This is a genomic window from Clostridium sp. K04, assembly GCF_019734375.1.
Taxonomy (GTDB): domain Bacteria; phylum Bacillota; class Clostridia; order Clostridiales; family Clostridiaceae; genus Clostridium; species Clostridium saudiense.
On the sequence record NZ_JAASHD010000011.1, the window covers coordinates 51,379 to 72,687 of the forward strand.

Genomic DNA, 21,309 nt, shown 5'->3' on the forward strand with positions numbered 1-21,309 from the left:
ATAATTAAATAAAATAATGGAGTGAAGAGAGTATGAACATTTTTAGCTTATTAAATAATGATACATCAGAATTAAGTGAAGAGGAAAGAGAACTTGTAGAAAGTTTTAATGAAGCAATAAGAGAAAAACTGATAGAGGCATTAGCTGAATGTGAAATAAATGAATTAATAAATGAGTTAAATTATGATGAAAATGCTTTTAGAGAAAAACTAACAGATATTTTTATTAATGGAAAAAAGGGATATATTAAAATGCCTACTAAGACTTTGATAGATATATTTCTAGATAAAAAAGATGAAGGTGAATTTATAAATTTAATTGAAAGCTTAGGTGGTATATAAAATTGAATTGTTGGATTTTTATGTAAAATCATACTTCAAATTAAATGATACAAGTATGGATAAGTTAGAATTAGAAATTGGATGAATAATGAAGGATAACGTTAAAGGAAATTCAATAGAATTAATTAAAAAATAAATTAGTATTATAAGATAAAATAATAGTAAAATTTTATTAAAAGGCAATGGATAATAGGAGAATTCATTGCCTTTTTGGTATACTATAATAATATATGGTTGATAAGTGGTTAATATATTATTGTGTATACTTTAATTCTTAGCTTAAAGTTAAATATTTATTTTATAATTTTAGTTTTGTAATTAGTAGTTGTGTAATTAAGTTTAAATTGGAGGATTGGAATATGAAGATATTATTAATGAAGTTAGAATTAAGAGCTGAATGGGTTCATTCATTAAAAGAAAAAAGAATGGTAGTTTTAAGTTTGACTAAGAGGTTATCTAATAAATTTAATGTTTCTGTATCAGAAGTACAATATCAAGATATTCATCAACAAATAGGAATCGGTATTTGTGCAGTAGCAACTTCAAAGGATGTGTTGAGCGCATTACAAGAAAAAATACTTGATTTCGTGGAGGACAATACTGATGCTGAATTAATTAAAATAGAAGGTGATATTACAGAGTTCTAATTTATTCCATGAATCTATGAAAAAATTTCTAAAGGAATTATTGACAAAATAGACAAACTAATGTATATTAATATCAACAAAGCAAAACAATTAAATATTTGAATCTTATCCAGAGTGGTGGAGGGACTGGCCCTGTGAAACCCGGCAACCTGTTAATAGTTAAAACTTAACAGTTAATAGTTGAAATAAAAACAAAAATGTTTTTATTTTTTAGAAATTTAGTAAAATTTCATAAATAACTATTAATTATAAACTAAAAACTATTGACGTTGGTGCTAATTCCTGCAGTTTTATAACTGAGTGATGAGAGAGTAAATTAGTAGTGATTTTTATACGCGCTTGAGTTTATTCTCTAGCGCATTTTTTATTATCTAAAATTAGATGTTTAGTAATATGGAGGTGGACAACTATGATTAAAATGCAAAATGTGAAGAAAAGTTTTGGAAAAACAGAGGTATTAAAAGATATTTCTTTAAATATAAATCAAGGTGAAATTTATGGGCTTATAGGACATAGTGGAGCAGGAAAATCAACTCTTTTAAGATGTATAAATGCCTTAGAGGATTATAACGAAGGTTCAATTAAAGTTATGGACAAAGAGGTAAAACTTTTAAGTGAAAAGGGTAAAAGAGAATTAAGAAAAGAGTTAGGAATGATATTCCAAGGCTTTAATCTTTTAAGTAGAAAAAATGTGTTTCAAAATGTGGCATTACCATTAGAAGTATGGGGATATGATAAAGCATTTATAAATAAAAGAGTAAATGAACTTCTTGAGATAGTAGGACTTTCTGAAAAGGCTAAAAGCAAGCCGGCGGAATTAAGTGGTGGACAAAAGCAAAGGGTTGCAATAGCAAGAGCTTTAGCGTTAGAGCCAAAAATTCTTTTATGCGATGAAGCTACTTCAGCATTAGATCCAAAAACAACAAAGGATATACTTTCATTATTAGAAGATATAAATAAAAAATTAGGAATTACTATAGTAGTAGTTACACACCAAATGGAAGTTGTTAAGCAAATATGCCAAAAAGTTGCGTTACTTCAAGGAGGAGTACTTGTTGCAGAGGGAAAAGCTGAAGAAGTATTCCTAAGGCCAGAAGTATCATTGAAGAAATTTTTAGGAGAGTTAGATGATGATACTTTACCAAGAGAAGGAGTTAATATTAAATTGTTCTTCCCAAGTGATTCATCAGAAAATGCACTTATAACAAAAATGGCAAGAGAACTTAATATTGATTTTTCTATTGTAGGAGGAAAGCTAGAGAAATTTAGAGATAAAGTTTTAGGAACTTTAACTATAAACATAAATGAAAAGGATAGGGAAGAAGTAATGAAATATCTATCAGCTAAAGATATTATATTGGAGGTGTTATAAAATGGATAGTAAAATGATAAATATTATAATTGAAGCACTTGGACAAACTATTTATATGGTATTTTTCTCAACATTATTTGCAAGTGTTTTAGGCTTTATACTAGGGATAATAGTAACTGTTACATCTCCAACTGGATTAAGACCCAATATTTTTATATACAAGTCTTTAGATGTAATAATAAATGTACTTAGAAGTTTTCCATTTATAATCTTAATAGTTTTTATTATTCCATTAACAAGAGCTATTGTTGGTACACCAATTGGTGAAACGGCAGCAATAGTACCGTTAACAATAGCGGCAGCGCCATTTGTTGCAAGAATAATAGAATCAGCGCTTAAAGAAGTTGATCCAGGAGTAATTGAGGCAGCTAAATCATTTGGAGCTTCAAATCTTCAAATAATTTTTAAGGTAATGCTTAAAGAAGCAGTGCCAGCAATAATTTCAGGTTTAACATTAACTATAATTAATATAATAGGATATTCTGCAATGGCAGGTAGTGTTGGAGCAGGAGGATTAGGAAAGGTAGCAATAAGTTATGGATATCAAAGATATCAAACAGATGTAATGATTGTTACAGTTATTATTTTAATAATAATGGTTCAAGGACTTCAAAGTTTAGGAAACTATTTATATAAAAAATTAAGTTAATTAGTATATTTATAATAAATTTAGGGGGAATTCAAAATGAAAAAAAGAAGTATTTTAACAGCAATAATAGCAGGAATAGTATCAATTGGATTAATTGGGTGTGGAAATAGCGAAGGATCATCTAATGATAGTTCTTCAAATGGGGATGATAAAGTAATTAAGGTAGGGGTTTCACCAGTTCCACATGAAGAAATTATGGAAGTTGCAAAACCACTTTTAGAAGCAAAAGGATATACAGTAGAAATAGTTGAATTTACTGATTATGTATTACCAAATACAGCATTGGAATCAGGAGAAATAGATGCAAACTATTTCCAACATATAGCTTACTTAAATTCATTTAATGCAGATAATGGAACTCATTTAACTTATACAGCGGAAATTCATTTAGAACCAATGGGTGCTTTCTCAAAGAAATATAAGACAGTAGATGAAGTTGAGGAAGGAGCAGTGGTAGCAGTACCAGATGATCCATCAAATGAAGCAAGAGCATTAAGAGTTTTAGCTGCAGCAGGATTAATTGAGGTTAATGATGGTGAATTAATTACTACAGCAGATATTACTTCAAATCCTAAAAATTTAGAGTTTAAAGAGTTAGAAGCAGCAACTTTACCAAGAGTATTAGAAGATGTTGATATAGCTGTAATTAATGGTAACTATGCTTTAGAAGCTGGTCTTGATGTTAATAATGATGCATTTTATGCCGAAGATAAGAATGTTGAAAGCTTAAAAGAAAGAAGAAATGTTTTAGCAGTTAAAGAAGGTAATGAAAATAGTCAAAAGATAAAAGATTTAACAGAAGCTTTAACTTCTGATGAAGTTAGAGAATTCATAGAAGAAAAATATAAGGGGGCAGTTGTTCCAGTATTTTAATCATATAAAAGCAATAAATAAAAAAATATAATAATTACTTGGGGAATTAGTTATTATAAGGGGCTTAAATAGAGAAGAGGGATTTACAATTAATTTTGTAAGTCCCTTTTATAGTTTTTTATAAATGTTTAAATGGTATTTCAAATAGCAAGAATATGAAGACATGCTTTAAAAATACCAACAAATAAAGTATACTGTATATTATGTATAAATATAGAAAAATATTATGTAGATAATAGCACAAGTTTAAAAGGTTTAGTTAGAAGGGAGACAAGCTATGAATGTTTCAAGTATAAATGTAGGATTAACAGGAGAAGATTTAATAAGTATATATAATGATTTTGTAGCGATTAAAGAAATTAAAATTAGTAATATTGATGTAAAAGAGGACATAAGAATTTCAGGATCTTTTACGAAAGGATTAACAATAAACTTTGAAGTGAAAGTTAAGCTGAATTCTATGGAAAATGGATTGATTAATGGGGAGTTAACTGGATTTAAAATATTAAATATAGGAATACCTTCATTTATAAGAAAGACAATATTAAAATTTGCATTAAAATCGCTAAGTGATGTAGGAATTAATTATGATAAAGGAAAGGTTATTATTCAATATAAATATTTATTGAAAGATATACCATATGTAGATTTTGATATATATAGTATTTATTGTGCTTATGGAGTTTTTAATGTTGAACTTAGAAATGCTAAATTCTCTTTAGGAGGAGAATTAAAGAAAGAAATCGAATTGTTAAACTTTGAAAAGGAAAAAGTACCAGAGTTTAATGAAGAAGATATAAGTAAAACAGAAGATTCGTATACTAAAGGAAGAGAGAAGATAAAAGATAAGTTGCCAAATAATGCAAAGAAATATAGTGACTATATCTTTGTATTACCAGATATTGCAGCGTTAATATATAGATTACTTAAAGATAAAAGAGTAAGCATGAAAACAAAGTTAGTTATATCAGCAGCTGTAGCATACATTGCAGTGCCATGTGACATTATTCCAGATAAGGTGCCTTTTATAGGGAAAATAGATGATATTGCAATAGGCGTTTTTGCATTAAATGTTATAATGACAGATGTTCCATTAAATGTAGTATTAGAAAATTGGCAAGGTAAAAATGATATATTAATAGTGTTGAAAAACGTTATTGATTATGCAACTAATTTTACAGGAGCAAAAAATATTGATAGTATTTATAGGGTTATGGAAGAGGTTTTATCAGTATAAATAAAATATTTAATTTTTAAATTAAAATATAAAAATTGATAATTATAGAAAATATAATATGAATAAATAAGAAAGGATGATTGAACTTGAAGTATTATGCTGTTTACAGAGGTAAGTCAGGAGCACCTAAAATTTTTACTTCATGGGATGAATGTAAAAAAGAAGTAATAGGCTTTAAGGGAGCAATATATAAAAGTTTTCCAACGGAACAAGAAGCGGTGAATTTTATTTCTATAAATTCTAATGGGAAGTTAGGATTTAAAGATGATGCTGAAGCTACAGAAGATGAAAAGGGGCTATTTATTTATGTTGATGGTAGTTTTGCTGTTGATAAGGGAAATTTCTCTTATGGGTTAGTTGCTGTACAGGATGGCAAAATTATTTATGAAGATAAAGGTGAGGGTTTCGACAAAGAAGCAATTGCTTTAAGAAATGTATCAGGAGAAGTTCTTGGAGCAAAAATGGCTGTTGAATTCGCACTTAAAAATAATTTTAAAGAAGTAACAATAGCATATGATTATCAAGGTGTTGAATCCTGGGCTTTAGGAACTTGGAAAAGAAATAATAGAATAACTTCAGAATACAATGAATATATGCAAAATAAGATGAAAGAAATAAATGTGAAATTTAAAAAAATAAAGGGTCATAGTGGACATAAATATAATGATTTAGCAGATAAATTAGCTAAAGAAGCTTTAGGGATAATATAATTTCTACATTGTTAAGGAATATGTACTTATTTGACGAAATTAAGGACTATAATACTTTAAAAAATGATTATTTTATAATAAAAATACACATACTACTTTTAGAAATTAAAAAGAGAGGTGTTTTTTTTGGGAAAAATAATTAAAAGTTTAGCAATAGGAACTGTTTTTGGAGTAGCAATGGGAATGATGATTTTACCAGAGCTAGATAGAAAGACTCAAAGAAACATAAAAAAGACAAGTAGAAAAATTATGGGTGCTGCAGGAGATGCATACGATAATATTTTAGATTATATTTACTAATAAAAAAAAGGTTAAAACTGTTATAGAATTCTATAACAGTTTTTTTGAGTTATTTTAAATATAATTGAAATTAAAAGTCAAAAAATATATTTTTTTGGATTTCTTTATGTTATAATATAATTATTAATGAATGTGTAATTAATATAAATGTAGATAAAGGAAGAAAAAAGCTATGGAGATACTTACTTTAGGTGAAAAGATAAAAAGGCGAAGAAAAGAATTAGAAATGACACTTAAGGACTTAGCAGGAGACAGAATTACACCAGGACAAATTAGTTTAGTTGAGTCAGGAAGATCAAATCCTTCAATGGATTTATTAGAGTATTTAGCAAATGCGTTACAGACATCAGTAGAATATTTGATGGAGTCAGAAGAAACTCAGGCAGAGAAGATATGTGTATATTATGAACAAATGGCAGAGACATATATTTTAAATCAGGACTATATAAGTGCTGAAAAATACATAGAAAATGCATTGTATTATGCTGAAAAGTACGATTTAGAGTATAGGAAAGCAAAAAATTTATTTTTAAGAGCGAACATATGTAAAGCAAAGAATGAATTGGTATTAGCACAACAATTATATTTATCAGCAAATGTAATATTTATTAAGAGAAATAATTTTGAACAGGTAATAAATACTTTTTTAAATTTGGGGAAGATAACTTTAAGTTTAAAAGCATATCATTCGGCAACAAGTTATTTAAAACAAGCTGAAAAGGTATATTTAGATAATAATATTGGAAATGATTCTTTATTAGGTGAAATTTATTATGAAATGGCTGAAAGTTATTTTAAAATAGATGACATAAAAAAGGCGATAGATTATACGTTTTTAGCTAAGCAAAAATTTGAACAAGTTCAACATCGCGAAGAATATGGAAAAGCATTATTATTATTATCTCAAGAATATAATAAAAAAGGTGACTTAGTAAATGCAATAAAATACTCTAAGAAGACATTAGAAGTATATAGAGAATTAGAAGAAGAAAAAAATATTTCAGCAATTGAAAATAATCTAGGAAAGTTATTTTTTGAATTTGATAATATAGAAGAAGCATTTAGACATTATAATGTTGCAAAAGAAATACGTATGAGAAATAACGATACTAATGTAATAGAAACATTGATAAATATTTGTGAAGGATATATAAAAATCAAAGAAATTGATAAATGTGAAGAAGTATTAGAAGAAATAAAAACGTTAATAGATGGAACTGATGTTGAACAGATAATAGAACAAAATTTATTATGGTATAGAGTATATACTATTAAAGAAATGGCAGATGAAGCAGAACTTGTATTATTAGAAACATTTAATTTAGCTAAAGTAAATGGCTTAGAGAAAAGGGCAGCGGAGTTAGCTATACTTTTAGGCAGATACTACATAGGGATTAAGAAAGACTATGAAGCAGCTAAATACCTAGATGAAGGTGTTAAAATATTTAGAAATTTAGGCATACTAAATAACTAAACTGGGGGTAGCTATGGAGATATTATCAACAGGAGAAAAAATAAAAAGAGCAAGAGTTTATAAGGGCATTACTCTTAAGGAGTTGTGTAGGGATAGAATTTCTATTTCTAAAATGAGTTGCATTGAAAATGGTAAAATTAAAGCGGATGAAGAGTCACTTAAGTATATTGCTGAAAAGTTACAGATTGATTATAATTATTTAACCCAAGATGTATATGAGCAAATTAAATCAAATATAGAAAATATTAAAACAAATAATTATTCTTTAGAAAAATTAGATAAAATGATTGGCTATAATTTAGAATATTCATGTAAGCATAATTACAATGATTTAGCATTAGAGCTAATACATATTTTATTTGAAGTATATATACAAAATAATAAGTTAGAGAAAATACAGCTAATAATATCAAAATATTATGAGCTGTATCAAGGCTCTAAAGATAATGAAGAGATTATTATTTATTATAATGATATGGCAAGATTCTTTATGAAAACAGGTGAGTATCATGAAGCAATAAGTTATTACTCAAGAATAAGGGATGTTTTTGAAAAAGAGGAATTAAGTTATAATGATAAGTATATTTATGCGTGTTTTTATGAAGGGATTTGTTATAAAAATATCAATTTAATAGAAAAATCATACGATTGCTTAAAGAAAGTAATTAATTATACTGAGAAATTTAAAACAGATAAAGATAAAGGTGATTATTATCACGAATTTGCTATTGTTAATATATTATTATATAAGGTTGAAGCGGAAAAATATTTAAATATGGCGCTTCAATATAAAAAGAATGATTCTATTGAATTGGCAAGATTTAAAGAAAAAAATGGTGAAATTTATTTTAAGGTTTATCAAGTAGATAAAGCTATGGAGGAAATAAGAGAGGCTGTTAAAATATATCCTAGAGCTGAAAAACGTGGATGTGGAGAGTTCTTAATACAAGCTATATCAACTTTATATAAAAATAGGCAATTTGATGAAGCATTTAAATATACTGATGAAGCACTAGATTTAGCTATTAATATAGATGATGAAAAGTTAATAGAAAAAGCATATTATTTTAAAGGCATGGTGCATCAGAAAAGACATGAATATATTCAAGCTGAAATGTACATGAATTTAGCAACAGATTTTTTATTAAGATTTGCTAATAATGAGGAAAGATATATAAGATATAATGAAATGGCTGAGTTATATTATAATTTAAATGAGTTAAAAGACTCAATAAAATATTTCACTTTAGCAATACAGTTAGAGAAAAAGTTATAAAAATAAGAGGGAGAAAAATATTTTTCTCCCTCTTATTTTTATATTTATATATTAAACTTATAGAGCTCATAATAATTATTTAGTTGTCATGATGTAAAAGGTTTGACATCCATATCCAAAATGACCACTTTGTTTTAGTGTTATTTAATAAAGATGGATTAAAAAATAGTCCCCTCATAAAAAAAACGCCCCTTTGCTTTAAACTTTATATTATTAGTATATAGCAAAAAAATAAATATTGTATTCACGGTAATGCTTTAGATTTTGTACAATAAGTGTTAAATGAAGAAAAGGAAATTTTCTTTAAAAGCATAAAAACACCTAAAAAAGGTGTTTTTAGTACATTATTTAGTATTTTTAAGTACAATTAGTTTAGCACCATATCCTTTTAGTTCGGTTATAACATTTAAAACTGAACTTTTCTTTGAATATTTAAATTCTATTTTAGGATAGGAAGCTTTATGAAGTATTTCTTTTTCTTCCTTACTAAGTCTATCAGGAGAGCCCATAGAAAGCCAGTAATTATAAGAAGAGCCTGTTGTTTCATTAACTTCATAAGTTATTATCCTTGAAGAGCTTTTAATATTAACTATATTAAGTGAATATTTTCTCTCAAATGATTTTTTTACTCCACTTTTTTGGTAAATATTTTCATAACTTGCTAAAGTGTTAACATCATCATTGTGAGAATATAATAAAATTGCATAATAGTTGTCAGCTTTAGTTACTATATAGCCATCATCTAAAGAAATTATATCATTGCCAAGTTTACTGAAAAGATAATAAGCATAGTAAGAGGGTTTTCTAATTCCCATATCATTTACTATCCCAGGAGCACCAATAAATACCTCGTTAGTAATATTGATTTCCTTTTCTAAAACATCAAATGCCTTTAAAAAACTTAGTGAATTACCTTTGAAAAGCATATTGTGAATAATATAAGGTAACATATAGGCAGTATCATATATAGAGTTTAAGTGTGAACTAGAAGAAAAATCAGTAGTAGCTACATCTAGTTCATAGTTAATAGTTATAAACTCTCTTAGATTTTCTTTTATAGAAGATGATAAGCGGGAATCAAATTGAAATTTAAATTCATTTATATCCACTATATCTAATTCGTTAAAATAATCAATAAAACTACTTAGTATATTTTTATATTTTTCTAAAGAGTATTCAAGGTTATCTAGTAAAATTAAAGGCTTAAGAGAAATTGTTGATAAAAAGTCTAAAACACCTTTAGCTTTATTCCAGTTATAAAAATCTGAGTCTAAAAATACTCCCATATCACTATGGAACATTTTTTCAAGTCTTCCATATTCAAAATGAATTTCTTCTTGAATTTCTTCTAATATATCTTTATTATCTTCTATAAGTAAGTCAAATGATTCGCCTAAGTTGATACACTCTTTAAAGTTTTTTTCTAAAGGTTTAATAACTTTATCCATGTCTACGTGAATATTCCACAACTTATTTTCAAAGTTAAATCTGCTATAATTATCTAAACAATATGATAATGAATCTAAAGCGTCGGCTAATGAAAGTTCCGTATATTGTTTAGATGCTTCGTATTGCTTTTCAGTAGTTGCATTTTTCTTTCTATATTGAAGAGGAGTACACCCATAATAAGATTTAAAATTTTTATTGTAATAACGAACATGAGAAAATCCTATTTCATCTGAAATTTCTGATATACTCATATCACTATCTAATAATAACTTGATAGATTCTTCTATTCTTGTTAAGTTAATTAAATCTGTAAAGCTATAACCGGTTGCATATTTGATTTCATGAGAAAGATAATGTGGACTTAAAAATTCTTTCTTTGCAATTTCTTGTAAGGTTATATTATTGTTGTAGTTATTAAATATATATTTAGATATTCTATGATACCTATCTAATTGTTCTGTCTTTTCTTTAAGCTCCTCTTTTTCATGTGTTAGATAATGAAAATTATTAATAAGATGATAAAGTAATTTTATTAGTAGTTCTTCTATTTCCTCATCGTAATCTTCAAGTTTTTGTACATATTCACAAAGCGTTTCTGAAAGAAGTGTTTTTAATTCATCGTATTCCTCGCCATTTTGATTTTCATTAGCATTAGAATTTGTATAAAAAAATACATTATTTATATCTTTATAATATTTACCAAAAAAGTACGGATCTATATTAAAAATTAAAACTTTATTATCATCATCGCTTTTTATTTCATGTGACTCATCTGAATTTATAATTTCCACTTCCTTTTCGTTAAGCACAAAAGAGTCAGTATCTATTTTTATATGTAATGAACCCTTCAAAACATATATAATCTCAATAGAATTATGCCAGTGAGTTGGATAGTTCTTTATATTTAAGTAGGAGATTTTTATTGGTAAATCAAAAGGATAGTTTATATATTCTCTTCTCAAAAGTTCCACCTCAAATTTCTTATAAATTAATTCTGTAATTATTATAACAATAAGTTCCAATAAAAACAAAAAAAGAAATAGTAATAAGGTATAATTAGAGGAAAATAAGTTATAATTAGTATAGAAAAAATTATTAAAAAAAATAATCAAATTTACTTTGACTTTCTTTGACTTTTGTATTAAAATAAAATTAAAGTTAAGAATACTAATAAGAGGTGATTATAAATGAATGTTGAAAGAATGACATTAAGAGTACAACAAGCACTAAATGATGCAAATTTAATAGCAGTAAAATATAGTCATCAACAAATTGATGTAATTCATTTATTTGCTGCATTAGTAGAGGCTGATGACGGATTAATACCTAATATTTTCACTAAAATGGGAATTAATGTGAAGATGATGAGGGTTGATATAAAAAATGCTTTAGATAAAATGCCAAAAGTTATGGGAGAAGGAGCAAATAGCTCTGGAGTTTATATAACAAGACAAGTTGATGAAGTACTTGTAAAAGCAGATGAGTTAGCTAAAAAGTTTGGAGATTCTTATATTAGTGTAGAACATTTAATATTAGCAATAATGGATGTTGATAAAAGCGGACCTGCTAAACAAATTTTAAATAAATATAATATAAATAAAGATAATTTCATGAAGGTTTTATCGGAAGTTAGAGGAAGTCAAAAAGTTGATACTCAAGATCCAGAAGGAACTTATGATGCGCTTGCAAAGTATGGTACAAATTTAGTAGAGCTTGCTAAAAAGCATAAATTAGATCCTGTAATAGGAAGAGATGAAGAAATAAGAAGAACTATTAGAATTCTTTCAAGAAGAACTAAAAATAATCCAGTTTTAATTGGTGAACCAGGAGTAGGTAAAACTGCTATAGTAGAAGGATTAGCTGAAAGAATAGTAAGAGGAGATGTACCGGAAGGTTTAAAAGATAAAATTATTTTCTCATTAGATATGGGTTCACTTATAGCAGGAGCTAAATATAGAGGAGAATTTGAAGAAAGATTAAAGGCTGTATTAAAGGAAGTCCAAAATAGTGAAGGAAAGATTATATTATTTATAGATGAAATTCATACTATTGTTGGAGCAGGTAAAACAGATGGCGCAATGGATGCAGGTAATTTAATTAAGCCTTTACTTGCAAGAGGAGAATTGCATTGTATTGGTGCTACAACTTTTGATGAATATAGACAATATATTGAAAAAGATAAAGCACTTGAAAGAAGATTCCAACCTGTTATTGTTGATGAACCATCAGTTGAAGATGCAATTTCAATTTTAAGAGGATTAAAGGAAAGATTTGAGATTCATCATGGAATTAGAATTCATGATTCTGCAATAGTTGCAGCTGCTAAACTTTCAGATAGATATATTCAAGATAGATATTTACCAGATAAGGCAATCGATCTTATTGATGAAGCTGGGGCTATGATAAGAACTGAAATAGATTCATTACCAGCAGAACTTGATGCTATAAGAAGAAGAATAGTACAGTTAGAAATTGAGAAAGAAGCTTTAACAAGAGAAAAAGATGAGGGTTCTAAAAAGAAATTAGAAGCACTAGAAAAGGAATATTCAGAGTTAAAGGCTAAAAATGATGAAATGACAGCTAAGTTTGATAGAGAAAAAGGTGCTATTCTAAAATTAAAAGAATTAAAAGGTAAGCTTGATGAAGCAAGAGGTAATTTAGAAGCAGCTCAAAGACAATATGATTACAACAAAGCTGCAGAAATTCAATATGGTGAAATTCCAAGTCTTGAAGCAGCTATTAATCAAATGGAAGTAGAAGTAAAAGAAAACTATGAAGGTGCTTTATTAAAAGAAGAGGTTACTGAAGAAGAAGTTTCACAAGTTTTATCTAAATGGACTGGAATTCCAGTATCTAATTTACTTGAAGGAGAAAGAGAAAAATTATTAAGGCTTGAATCTGAAATGGAAAAGAGAGTAATAGGGCAAGAAGAAGCTATTAAATCTGTTACTTCATCAATTTTAAGAGCAAGGGCAGGTCTTAAAGATATTAATAGACCAATAGGTTCATTTATTTTCTTAGGTCCTACAGGAGTTGGTAAAACAGAACTTGCAAAAACTTTAGCAAGAAACCTATTTGATTCAGAAGAAAATATTATAAGAATTGATATGTCTGAATATATGGAGAAGCATTCTGTATCTAGATTAGTTGGAGCGCCTCCAGGATATGTTGGATATGAAGAAGGTGGTCAATTAACAGAAGCTGTTAGAAGAAAACCTTATAGTGTAATATTATTTGATGAAATAGAAAAAGCACATGAAGATGTATTTAATATGTTCTTACAAATACTTGATGATGGTAGACTTACAGATAACAAAGGTAAGACTGTAGATTTTAAAAATACAATAATAATTATGACTTCTAATATAGGAAGCAGTTACTTACTTGAAAATAAAGATGAGGATGGTATTGAACCACAAATCAGAGATCAAGTAATGAATGAAATGAAAATGAGATTCAAACCAGAATTCTTAAACAGAGTTGATGATATTATTATGTTTAAGCCATTATCTGAAAATGGAATTACTAAGATTATTGATATCTTTGTTAATGAAGTTGCCAACAGGTTAAAAGATAGAAATATATCATTAGATATTACACCGGCTGCTAAGCATATATTAGCAGTTGAAGGTTATGATCCAGTATATGGAGCAAGACCACTTAAGAGATATATTCAAAATACTTTAGAAAATAAGCTTGCAAGATTAATCATTGCTGGAGAAATTAATTATGGTTCACATGTTACTATTGATGGGGTTGATGATGAGATAATAATTAAATCTGAATAATATAAATTAAAAGGCTATGTCATAATAAAAATGGCATAGCCTTTGTTAATTATTCAAATTAATTCTTTTCTGTAATAGTTCTAGAACATAAAGGAAGTAAAATAATAAATGAAATTAAAATTATTATTGATGAAATAAGGAAAGGTAATTTGTTTCCTAAATCAAATATAAATCCTGCAAGTAAAGAACCAGTTACTTGTCCTACAGCTTTTGAGGAGTTGAAAATTCCCATGAGTGAACCGTAATTACCTTTAGAAAGTCTAGTTATTATACTTTGTTGTAAAGGAATATGAATGCTAGCAAAGGATGTAAATATAACTGCACAAGTTAAGAATAAAATAACATTATTTGATATAACCATAAGTGCTAAAGATATACTAATGCAAAAAGTAATAACTTTAAATATATTTATTTCTTTGAAAAATTTTGCAAGTAATGGAGTAAATATTAAGTTTATAATAAAGCCTAATACTCCTGTAAATGCCATAAATCCACCTATAAATGTTGGGGATAATTTTAGAACATCTTCTATATAATAATTAATGCTTGAATTATAGCTAGTTGATGCAAAGTAAAATGCTATTATAATTATGAGCATGATAATTAAATTCTTATTTAGAAATTGACTATAATTTACTTTTTCATGTTTTAAAGAATTAGAAATACTTATTTTTTCTTTAAGTGGTTCCTCTAAAAGCAAGAAAACTAAAATGCCTAAAATTACACAAAGTATAAATTGTGTAAAAAAAGTATATTTAAAGTTGTTATTACCAATTACACCACCTAATAATGAACCCATGGCTGAGCCTATTGTATTGGCAGCGGAATAGTATGTAATATATTTTACTCTATTTTCTTTTGTTGTTACATCAGTTAAATAAGCCATAGAAGTAGTTAAATAACTAACTACAAAAAATCCACCTGTAAATCTAAATATAAGTATTATAAAAGGATTTGTATTAAAACCAAATCCAAGCTGACTAATACCATAGCCTAGTGCACCTAATATTAAGAATTTAATTCTTCCTTTTTTATCAGATAAAGAACCCCAAAATGGTGAACCAATAAAATTTCCTATAGACATTGTTGCAAAGAATAATCCAAACATAAATGTTGGTAATCCAAGTTTATTTATGAACATAGGGGTAACTGGATGAGCCATGTTAAATGTAAGTGAACTAAATATAGTTAAAACTATAATAAAAATTAATGATTTATTTTTTGTTTTCATTATTCCTCCTTAAGTTATTGATTTAAATGATAAAATTTTTCATATTCTTATAGTATATATTTAAAATTAAGAAAATCAAATGTTTTTAATATAATAAAAAACCATAAAAAAACAAGTGTAAAATCTAAAAAAAGATGTACACTTGTAATAAAAAATATTGTAAAATGGAAAAAATAATTTAAAGGTTAAGGTAATTCATTGCCAGCTGCAAGATAAATATCATACCATTCCTGTCTAGATAAAACCACATTTGAAGCAGTACATATATCCTTTAATCTATTTTCGCTAGTTGTTCCAACAATAGTTTGTATTTTGGCTGGATGTCTAAGAATCCATGCAGTAGCGATTGCTGTTGAACTAACATTGTATTTTTCAGCTAATTCATTAAGCTTTTTATTAAGAACAGGGAATTTTGGATTATCTATAAAAACTCCTTCAAAGAATCCGTATTGATAAGGTGACCAAGCTTGAATATTTATATCTTTTAGACGGCAATATTCTAAAATAGATCCATCTCTATCAATTGAAGCTGAATTCTTCATATTAACATTTAATCCAGAATCAATAATTCCAGTATGCATAATACTAAATTGAAGTTGATTTATAGTAATTTTATTAGTTAAATATTTATTTAATAACTCTATTTGCATTGAATTATGGTTACTAACACCAAAATTTCTAACTTTACCTTCTTTATATAGTTTTTCAAAGGCTTCATTTACTTCTTCAGGTTCCATCAAAGTATCAGGTCTGTGTAGTAATAATATATCTAAATATTCAGTATTTAGTCTTTTTAAAATTCCATCTACAGAATTGATAATATATTCTTTAGAAAAGTCGTACATACCAGGTCTAATTGAACACTTTGATTGTATAATCATCTTTTCTCTTAATGAAGGGGTTAAAGATATAGCTTCACTAAATATTTCTTCAGATTTTCCTTTACCATAAATATCAGCATGATCAAAAAAGTTAATTCCACAATCTAAAGCTGTATTAATTAAATTATTTACAGTGTTTTTTTCTAAGTTTGCAATTCTCATACACCCTAATCCAATTTCAGATGCTTTTAAATTACCATTTGCCATAATTATTTCTTTCATAGTATAATCCTCTCAATCTATTAGTTAATCATTTACATTATACCATTTTCAATAATTACTAGTCTATTAAAAAAGATATTAAAAAATTTTTAAAAATAATGTTGACAAACGTCGACAAACATAATATACTAAACAGCGTAGTCGATGCGCGGGTATCGTATATCGGTAATACTCCAGCCTTCCAAGCTGGAAAGGTGGGTTCGATTCCCACTACCCGCTCCATTATATTTGAATAAAAATCAGCTATGCTGAAAAATTCAAATAGCTAAATCAAAGATTTAGATTTTCATTTTGCGTGTTTAGCTCAGCTGGATAGAGCAACGCCCTTCTAAGGCGTGGGCCAGGAGTTCGAATCTCTTAACACGCACCATATGGTGAACGTAGTTCAGTTGGTAGAGCGCCAGTTTGTGGCACTGGTTGTCGTGGGTTCGAGTCCCATCGTTCACCCCATTTAGGGATATCGCCAAGCGGTAAGGCACCACACTTTGACTGTGGTATTCGTAGGTTCGAATCCTGCTATCCCTGCCATTATTTGGTTTACTAGCTCAGTCGGTAGAGCACTTGACTTTTAATCAAGGTGTCCGGGGTTCGATTCCCCGGTAAGCCACCAAAAAAATGCAGATGTGGCGAAATTGGCAGACGCACTAGACTTAGGATCTAGCGCCTTTGGCGTGGGGGTTCGACTCCCTTCATCTGCACCAATTATGCGAAAGTGGCTCAATGGTAGAGCGCCACCTTGCCAAGGTGGATGTTGCGGGTTCGAGTCCCGTCTTTCGCTCCAATTTTAAAACATTAGGAACGAGTAGTACAAGGAAATGAGGAAGGAGCACCGGAGCTTATATAGTATAAGTGAGGAGCGCAATGACGAAATTGACGCAGTAATACGAAGTTAATAATGATTAAAAAAATATGCGGGTATCGTATATCGGTAATACTCCAGCCTTCCAAGCTGGAAAGGTGGGTTCGATTCCCACTACCCGCTCCATTTTTAAAGTATTAGAAACGAGCAGTACAAGGAAATGAGAAATGAGCACCAGAGCTTATATAACATAAGTGAGGAGCGCAATGACGAAATTGACGAAGTAATGCGAAGTTAATAATAATTTGAAATGCGTGTTTAGCTCAGCTGGATAGAGCAACGCCCTTCTAAGGCGTGGGCCAGGAGTTCGAATCTCTTAACACGCACCATATATGCGCTATTAGCTCAGTTGGTAGAGCACCTGACTCTTAATCAGGGTGTCCCCGGTTCGAACCCGTGATGGCGCACCATTAAAAAAAATAAGGTGAACGTAGTTCAGTTGGTAGAGCGCCAGTTTGTGGCACTGGTTGTCGTGGGTTCGAGTCCCATCGTTCACCCCATTTAGGGATATCGCCAAGCGGTAAGGCACCACACTTTGACTGTGGTATTCGTAGGTTCGAATCCTGCTATCCCTGCCATTATTCGGTTTACTAGCTCAGTCGGTAGAGCACTTGACTTTTAATCAAGGTGTCCGGGGTTCGATTCCCCGGTAAGCCACCAAAAAAATGCAGATGTGGCGAAATTGGCAGACGCACTAGACTTAGGATCTAGCGCCCTTGGCGTGGGGGTTCGACTCCCTTCATCTGCACCAATTATGCGAAAGTGGCTCAATGGTAGAGCGCCACCTTGCCAAGGTGGATGTTGCGGGTTCGAGTCCCGTCTTTCGCTCCAATTTTAAAACATTAGGAACGAGTAGTACAAGGAAATGAGGAAGGAGCACCGGAGCTTATATAGTATAAGTGAGGAGCGCAATGACGAAATTGACGTAGTAATACGAAGTTAATAATGATTAAAAAATATGCGGGTATCGTATATCGGTAATACTCCAGCCTTCCAAGCTGGAAAGGTGGGTTCGATTCCCACTACCCGCTCCATTAGAAAAGACAATCGTTAAGATTGTCTTTTTTTTATTTAAAATCATTTTAAAGATGAATATAAATTTTTATAATTTCTAGGAGAATCACCAGTTGTTTTTTTAAACATTTGACTGAAATAAGATGAATTAGAAAAACCAACTATAGTAGATATATCTCTAATTGAATGATTTGTAGTTGTTAAAAGATTTTTAGCTTCTTCAATTCTTTTATTGATTAAATAATTAATAGGTGAGGTTCCCATTTGCTTTGTGAATAAATGAACTAAATGAAATTTATTCACATAACTCAAATTTGATAAAGTATCTAAAGTAATATTTTCAGAATAGTGAGAGTCAATATAATTTTTAATTTTAACACATTCAATATTTAATTTTTCGGGATTAGTGGTAATAAGTAAATTAGACTTAGCTTTTCTAGATATATATATAATAAATAGAGTTAAGATACTTTTGCATGCCAATTCATAGTTAGAATCCTTATTTTCAACTTCGCGCACTAAATTATTTAAATAATTTAATATTTCAACTTTATCATTATTAAAATTCATTATTTTATAGTAAATAGGAGTTTCTACTTCAATACCTAAACAAGAAATATTATCATTGGCTAAAGCCAAGTTATTTATTCCAAACACAATATATTCTAATTGATCAAAAGAATTATTAGTAGATTTTTCTGTATGAGAACAGTTAGGATTAATAATAATTAAGTCACCCTCCTTTATAGAAACGATCACATCATCTATATCCATAAATCCATGCCCATGAGTTATGAAGAAAATTTCAGTAAATGGATGTGAATGAGATGTACTATGCCAATCATCACCATATTTAGATTTGCTTATATAAAGCAATTCAAAATCAATATCATATATGTTCTTTTCATTAACTGTATATCTTGTATTACTCATAAATCACCTCAAAATAATGCTTAATAGCTAAATTATAGCATTATTTATATTAAATAGAAAAGAATAAAATATATTTAGGATATATTGCGGAAATAGCAATATAACTAAAAAAATAAGCAATAAATTTGTTGTGTAAAAGTTTACAAATAAGTAAAATAAAATCAAGGGATGTAAGAAAAAGACAAGGGGAGTGGTTTTATTTGAAAAAGAATAGTAAATCTAAAAAACTATTTATAGCTTTATCAGTTATTCCATCATTTATTTTATTTTTTGTATTTATGATTATTCCAACTTTAAATGTATTTTGGATGTCATTATTTAAATGGGGTGGACTAACAAATAATAAGAAATTCGTAGGATTAAATAATTTTATTATATTGTTTAAAGATGAAAAGTTTATAAAATCATTTCAAAATACACTATTTTTAATAGTATTTGTAACTATTGTTACTTTAATATTAGCAATAGCATTAGCAGCAGTATTAATACGAAAGGATATTAAATTCAATAATTTATTTAGAATAATTTTTTACTTACCAAATATTTTATCCGTAGTTGTGATATCAGCAATATTTTCAGCAATTTTGGATCCAAATCAAGGAATATTAAACGCGACTTTAGATTTATTAAAGTTAGAAAATTGGAAACGAATGTGGCTTGGAAATCCAAGTACAGTAGTATGGTGTATTGCAGTAGCAATGATTTGGCAAGCTGTTGGTTATTATATGGTTATGTACATGTCAGCAATGAGTAGTATTCCGGAAAGTTTATACGAAGCGGCAGATTTAGAAGGAGCTTCAAAGTTTAAACAATTTTTTAGTATAACATTGCCTCTTGTATGGGGAACAATAAGAACTACATTAACATTCTTTATAATAAGTTGTATCAATTTAAGTTTCTTATTTGTAAAAGTAATGACTGGTGGAGGACCTGATGGAGCATCAGAATCTTTCTTAGGATATATGTATAAACAAGCTTATGGTAATTCATCATATGGGTATGGGATGGCAATAGGAGTTGTAATATTCTTATTTTCATTTGGATTATCATTAATAATTAGCAAAATAACAGAAAGAGATGTAATTGAGTATTAGGGGGTGGTAATTGTGGAAAATATACCAGAAAGTAATTTAAATATAAATCCTGTAATTACAAAAAAGAATAAGAAAAAATCAACTAATAAATTAATGAAGGCTTTTATATATTTATGCTTAATACTATTTGCATTAAGTATATTAATACCATTAGGATGGTCGATACTTGCAGCATTTAAACATAAATCTGAATTTTATGGAAATCCATGGGCTCTACCAGAAGGACTTTATTTAGAAAACTTTAAAACTGCATTTATTAAATCGCATATGGGAGAATATTTTTTTAACTCTTTATTTGTAACTGCTTTGGCATTAGTAATTCTTTTAGTAATTTCAATTCCAGCAGCATATGTGTTATCAAGATTTAACTTTAAAAGTAAAAAGCTTTTAAATACTATATTTGCAGCAGGATTATTTATAAATGTTAACTATATTGTAGTGCCAATATTCTTATTAATATTAGATGCAGATAAAGCAATAAAACAAATATTTGCACTTCCATTATCAATGACTGTATTTTTAGATAACAAAATTGTACTAGCTCTGGTTTATGCTTCAACAGCACTACCATTTACTATTTATTTACTATCTAATTATTTAAAAACTTTACCAAGAGCTTATGAAGAAGCAGCGATGATAGATGGTTGTAGTTATTTGCAAACTTTAATTAAAGTAATAATACCAATGGCTAAGCCAAGTATTATAACTGTAATATTATTTCAATTTTTAGCTTTTTGGAATGAATATATTATAGCATTAACATTACTTCCTAATTCATCAAAAACCTTACCAGTTGGTTTATTGAATTTAATGCAAGTACAAAAAACAGCAACAGATTATGGTGCAATGTATGCTGGATTAGCTATAGTAATGATTCCAACAATAATACTTTATATTTTAGTGCAAAAACAATTAACTGAAGGAATGACAGTAGGCGGTATAAAAGAATAGGGGGAAAT

At 28.3% G+C, this 21,309-nt stretch carries 17 protein-coding genes, 16 tRNA genes and 1 riboswitch; of the genes, 29 read left to right on the plus strand and 4 right to left on the minus strand.

Going from position 1 to position 21,309, the window contains the following annotated elements; genetic code table 11:
• Nucleotides 1–32: 32 nt before the first annotated feature.
• From HCG70_RS06295 to HCG70_RS06340, 10 genes are all read left to right on the plus strand, one after another.
• The gene (locus HCG70_RS06295) at nucleotides 33–341 is read left to right on the plus strand and encodes a hypothetical protein (RefSeq protein ID WP_042400642.1); all 309 of its coding nucleotides are present in this window, start codon (nucleotides 33–35) and stop codon (nucleotides 339–341) included.
• 359 nt (nucleotides 342–700) lie between these two features.
• Entirely contained in the window at nucleotides 701–988 is a 288-nt protein-coding gene (locus HCG70_RS06300; protein WP_042400637.1) for a DUF503 domain-containing protein, read from the plus strand.
• 102 nt (nucleotides 989–1,090) lie between these two features.
• Nucleotides 1,091–1,298, plus strand: a riboswitch (SAM riboswitch).
• Between the two features lie 99 nt (nucleotides 1,299–1,397).
• On the plus strand, nucleotides 1,398–2,360 hold the full coding sequence (locus tag HCG70_RS06305) for a methionine ABC transporter ATP-binding protein (RefSeq protein WP_055276837.1): 963 nt from the start codon (nucleotides 1,398–1,400) through the stop codon (nucleotides 2,358–2,360).
• Between the two features lie 13 nt (nucleotides 2,361–2,373).
• Entirely contained in the window at nucleotides 2,374–3,009 is a 636-nt protein-coding gene (locus HCG70_RS06310; RefSeq protein WP_042400736.1) for a methionine ABC transporter permease, read from the plus strand.
• 36 nt (nucleotides 3,010–3,045) lie between these two features.
• Nucleotides 3,046–3,882, plus strand: a complete 837-nt coding sequence (locus tag HCG70_RS06315) for a MetQ/NlpA family ABC transporter substrate-binding protein (RefSeq protein WP_042400630.1) — start codon at nucleotides 3,046–3,048, stop codon at nucleotides 3,880–3,882.
• Nucleotides 3,883–4,159: 277 nt separating this feature from the next.
• Complete coding sequence (locus HCG70_RS06320) at nucleotides 4,160–5,119, plus strand: YkvA family protein (protein ID WP_042400627.1); 960 nt, start codon at nucleotides 4,160–4,162, stop codon at nucleotides 5,117–5,119.
• Nucleotides 5,120–5,205: 86 nt separating this feature from the next.
• The gene (locus HCG70_RS06325; RefSeq protein ID WP_042400625.1) at nucleotides 5,206–5,829 is read left to right on the plus strand and encodes a viroplasmin family protein; all 624 of its coding nucleotides are present in this window, start codon (nucleotides 5,206–5,208) and stop codon (nucleotides 5,827–5,829) included.
• Nucleotides 5,830–5,946: 117 nt separating this feature from the next.
• A complete protein-coding gene (locus HCG70_RS06330) occupies nucleotides 5,947–6,129 on the plus strand; it encodes a YtxH domain-containing protein (RefSeq protein WP_154820551.1) in 183 nt (60 codons plus the stop codon).
• A gap of 172 nt (nucleotides 6,130–6,301) precedes the next feature.
• Nucleotides 6,302–7,603, plus strand: coding sequence for a helix-turn-helix domain-containing protein (locus HCG70_RS06335; RefSeq protein ID WP_042400621.1), 1,302 nt, complete (start codon nucleotides 6,302–6,304; stop codon nucleotides 7,601–7,603).
• A gap of 13 nt (nucleotides 7,604–7,616) precedes the next feature.
• Nucleotides 7,617–8,879 (plus strand): helix-turn-helix domain-containing protein, encoded by a 1,263-nt coding sequence (locus HCG70_RS06340; RefSeq protein WP_055276843.1) that lies wholly within the window; start codon nucleotides 7,617–7,619, stop codon nucleotides 8,877–8,879.
• Nucleotides 8,880–9,223: 344 nt separating this feature from the next.
• Here HCG70_RS06340 and HCG70_RS06345 read toward each other — a convergent pair whose 3' ends face one another.
• Nucleotides 9,224–11,290: a helix-turn-helix domain-containing protein gene (locus HCG70_RS06345; protein ID WP_055291215.1), complete on the minus strand. Its 2,067-nt coding sequence runs from the start codon at nucleotides 11,288–11,290 to the stop codon at nucleotides 9,224–9,226.
• A 225-nt stretch (nucleotides 11,291–11,515) separates the two neighbouring features.
• Between HCG70_RS06345 and clpB the strand changes: the two genes are divergently transcribed.
• Nucleotides 11,516–14,116 carry an ATP-dependent chaperone ClpB gene (gene clpB / locus HCG70_RS06350; RefSeq protein ID WP_042402780.1) on the plus strand — a complete coding sequence of 867 codons (2,601 nt, stop codon included), beginning with the start codon at nucleotides 11,516–11,518 and terminating at the stop codon, nucleotides 14,114–14,116.
• Between the two features lie 58 nt (nucleotides 14,117–14,174).
• Here clpB and HCG70_RS06355 read toward each other — a convergent pair whose 3' ends face one another.
• Both HCG70_RS06355 and HCG70_RS06360 read right to left on the minus strand, forming a co-directional pair.
• Complete coding sequence (locus tag HCG70_RS06355) at nucleotides 14,175–15,347, minus strand: MFS transporter (protein ID WP_221697568.1); 1,173 nt, start codon at nucleotides 15,345–15,347, stop codon at nucleotides 14,175–14,177.
• Nucleotides 15,348–15,532: 185 nt separating this feature from the next.
• Entirely contained in the window at nucleotides 15,533–16,450 is a 918-nt protein-coding gene (locus HCG70_RS06360; RefSeq protein WP_042402776.1) for an aldo/keto reductase family oxidoreductase, read from the minus strand.
• Nucleotides 16,451–16,598: 148 nt separating this feature from the next.
• Here HCG70_RS06360 and HCG70_RS06365 point away from each other — a divergent pair.
• From HCG70_RS06365 to HCG70_RS06440, 16 genes are all read left to right on the plus strand, one after another.
• Nucleotides 16,599–16,672, plus strand: a tRNA-Gly gene (locus HCG70_RS06365).
• A gap of 71 nt (nucleotides 16,673–16,743) precedes the next feature.
• Nucleotides 16,744–16,820: transfer RNA gene (locus HCG70_RS06370), tRNA-Arg, on the plus strand.
• Nucleotides 16,821–16,824: 4 nt separating this feature from the next.
• A tRNA-His gene (locus HCG70_RS06375) sits at nucleotides 16,825–16,900 on the plus strand.
• A 3-nt stretch (nucleotides 16,901–16,903) separates the two neighbouring features.
• A tRNA-Gln gene (locus tag HCG70_RS06380) sits at nucleotides 16,904–16,978 on the plus strand.
• A 6-nt stretch (nucleotides 16,979–16,984) separates the two neighbouring features.
• Nucleotides 16,985–17,060 (plus strand) — tRNA-Lys (locus tag HCG70_RS06385).
• A 7-nt stretch (nucleotides 17,061–17,067) separates the two neighbouring features.
• Nucleotides 17,068–17,151 (plus strand) — tRNA-Leu (locus tag HCG70_RS06390).
• A 5-nt stretch (nucleotides 17,152–17,156) separates the two neighbouring features.
• Nucleotides 17,157–17,231 (plus strand) — tRNA-Gly (locus HCG70_RS06395).
• 130 nt (nucleotides 17,232–17,361) lie between these two features.
• A tRNA-Gly gene (locus HCG70_RS06400) sits at nucleotides 17,362–17,435 on the plus strand.
• Nucleotides 17,436–17,561: 126 nt separating this feature from the next.
• Nucleotides 17,562–17,638 (plus strand) — tRNA-Arg (locus HCG70_RS06405).
• Nucleotides 17,639–17,643: 5 nt separating this feature from the next.
• Nucleotides 17,644–17,719, plus strand: a tRNA-Lys gene (locus tag HCG70_RS06410).
• A 14-nt stretch (nucleotides 17,720–17,733) separates the two neighbouring features.
• Nucleotides 17,734–17,809 (plus strand) — tRNA-His (locus HCG70_RS06415).
• Between the two features lie 3 nt (nucleotides 17,810–17,812).
• Nucleotides 17,813–17,887, plus strand: a tRNA-Gln gene (locus tag HCG70_RS06420).
• A 6-nt stretch (nucleotides 17,888–17,893) separates the two neighbouring features.
• A tRNA-Lys gene (locus HCG70_RS06425) sits at nucleotides 17,894–17,969 on the plus strand.
• 7 nt (nucleotides 17,970–17,976) lie between these two features.
• A tRNA-Leu gene (locus HCG70_RS06430) sits at nucleotides 17,977–18,060 on the plus strand.
• A 5-nt stretch (nucleotides 18,061–18,065) separates the two neighbouring features.
• Nucleotides 18,066–18,140, plus strand: a tRNA-Gly gene (locus tag HCG70_RS06435).
• Between the two features lie 129 nt (nucleotides 18,141–18,269).
• A tRNA-Gly gene (locus HCG70_RS06440) sits at nucleotides 18,270–18,343 on the plus strand.
• Between the two features lie 43 nt (nucleotides 18,344–18,386).
• Here the strand turns inward: HCG70_RS06440 and HCG70_RS06445 are convergent.
• A complete protein-coding gene (locus HCG70_RS06445; RefSeq protein ID WP_042402700.1) occupies nucleotides 18,387–19,256 on the minus strand; it encodes an AraC family transcriptional regulator in 870 nt (289 codons plus the stop codon).
• Between the two features lie 200 nt (nucleotides 19,257–19,456).
• On the opposite strand from HCG70_RS06445, the gene HCG70_RS06450 reads away from it, so the two are divergent.
• Complete coding sequence (locus HCG70_RS06450) at nucleotides 19,457–20,350, plus strand: carbohydrate ABC transporter permease (protein ID WP_042402697.1); 894 nt, start codon at nucleotides 19,457–19,459, stop codon at nucleotides 20,348–20,350.
• 93 nt (nucleotides 20,351–20,443) lie between these two features.
• Nucleotides 20,444–21,301, plus strand: a complete 858-nt coding sequence (locus HCG70_RS06455) for a carbohydrate ABC transporter permease (RefSeq protein ID WP_042402703.1) — start codon at nucleotides 20,444–20,446, stop codon at nucleotides 21,299–21,301.
• The last annotated feature ends 8 nt before the right edge of the window (nucleotides 21,302–21,309 follow it).

Excerpts from the sequence above, each read along its gene's own strand:
- HCG70_RS06295 (WP_042400642.1), top strand. The coding sequence starts at position 33 with ATGAACATTTTTAGCTTATTAAATAATGATACATCAGAATTAAGTGAA.
- HCG70_RS06300 (WP_042400637.1), top strand. The coding sequence starts at position 701 with ATGAAGATATTATTAATGAAGTTAGAATTAAGAGCTGAATGGGTTCAT.
- HCG70_RS06305 (WP_055276837.1), top strand. The coding sequence starts at position 1,398 with ATGATTAAAATGCAAAATGTGAAGAAAAGTTTTGGAAAAACAGAGGTA.
- HCG70_RS06310 (WP_042400736.1), top strand. The coding sequence starts at position 2,374 with ATGATAAATATTATAATTGAAGCACTTGGACAAACTATTTATATGGTA.
- HCG70_RS06315 (WP_042400630.1), top strand. The coding sequence starts at position 3,046 with ATGAAAAAAAGAAGTATTTTAACAGCAATAATAGCAGGAATAGTATCA.
- HCG70_RS06320 (WP_042400627.1), top strand. The coding sequence starts at position 4,160 with ATGAATGTTTCAAGTATAAATGTAGGATTAACAGGAGAAGATTTAATA.
- HCG70_RS06335 (WP_042400621.1), top strand. The coding sequence starts at position 6,302 with ATGGAGATACTTACTTTAGGTGAAAAGATAAAAAGGCGAAGAAAAGAA.
- HCG70_RS06340 (WP_055276843.1), top strand. The coding sequence starts at position 7,617 with ATGGAGATATTATCAACAGGAGAAAAAATAAAAAGAGCAAGAGTTTAT.
- clpB (WP_042402780.1), top strand. The coding sequence starts at position 11,516 with ATGAATGTTGAAAGAATGACATTAAGAGTACAACAAGCACTAAATGAT.
- HCG70_RS06355 (WP_221697568.1), bottom strand. The coding sequence starts at position 15,347 with ATGAAAACAAAAAATAAATCATTAATTTTTATTATAGTTTTAACTATA.
- HCG70_RS06360 (WP_042402776.1), bottom strand. The coding sequence starts at position 16,450 with ATGAAAGAAATAATTATGGCAAATGGTAATTTAAAAGCATCTGAAATT.
- HCG70_RS06445 (WP_042402700.1), bottom strand. The coding sequence starts at position 19,256 with ATGAGTAATACAAGATATACAGTTAATGAAAAGAACATATATGATATT.
- HCG70_RS06455 (WP_042402703.1), top strand. The coding sequence starts at position 20,444 with ATGAAGGCTTTTATATATTTATGCTTAATACTATTTGCATTAAGTATA.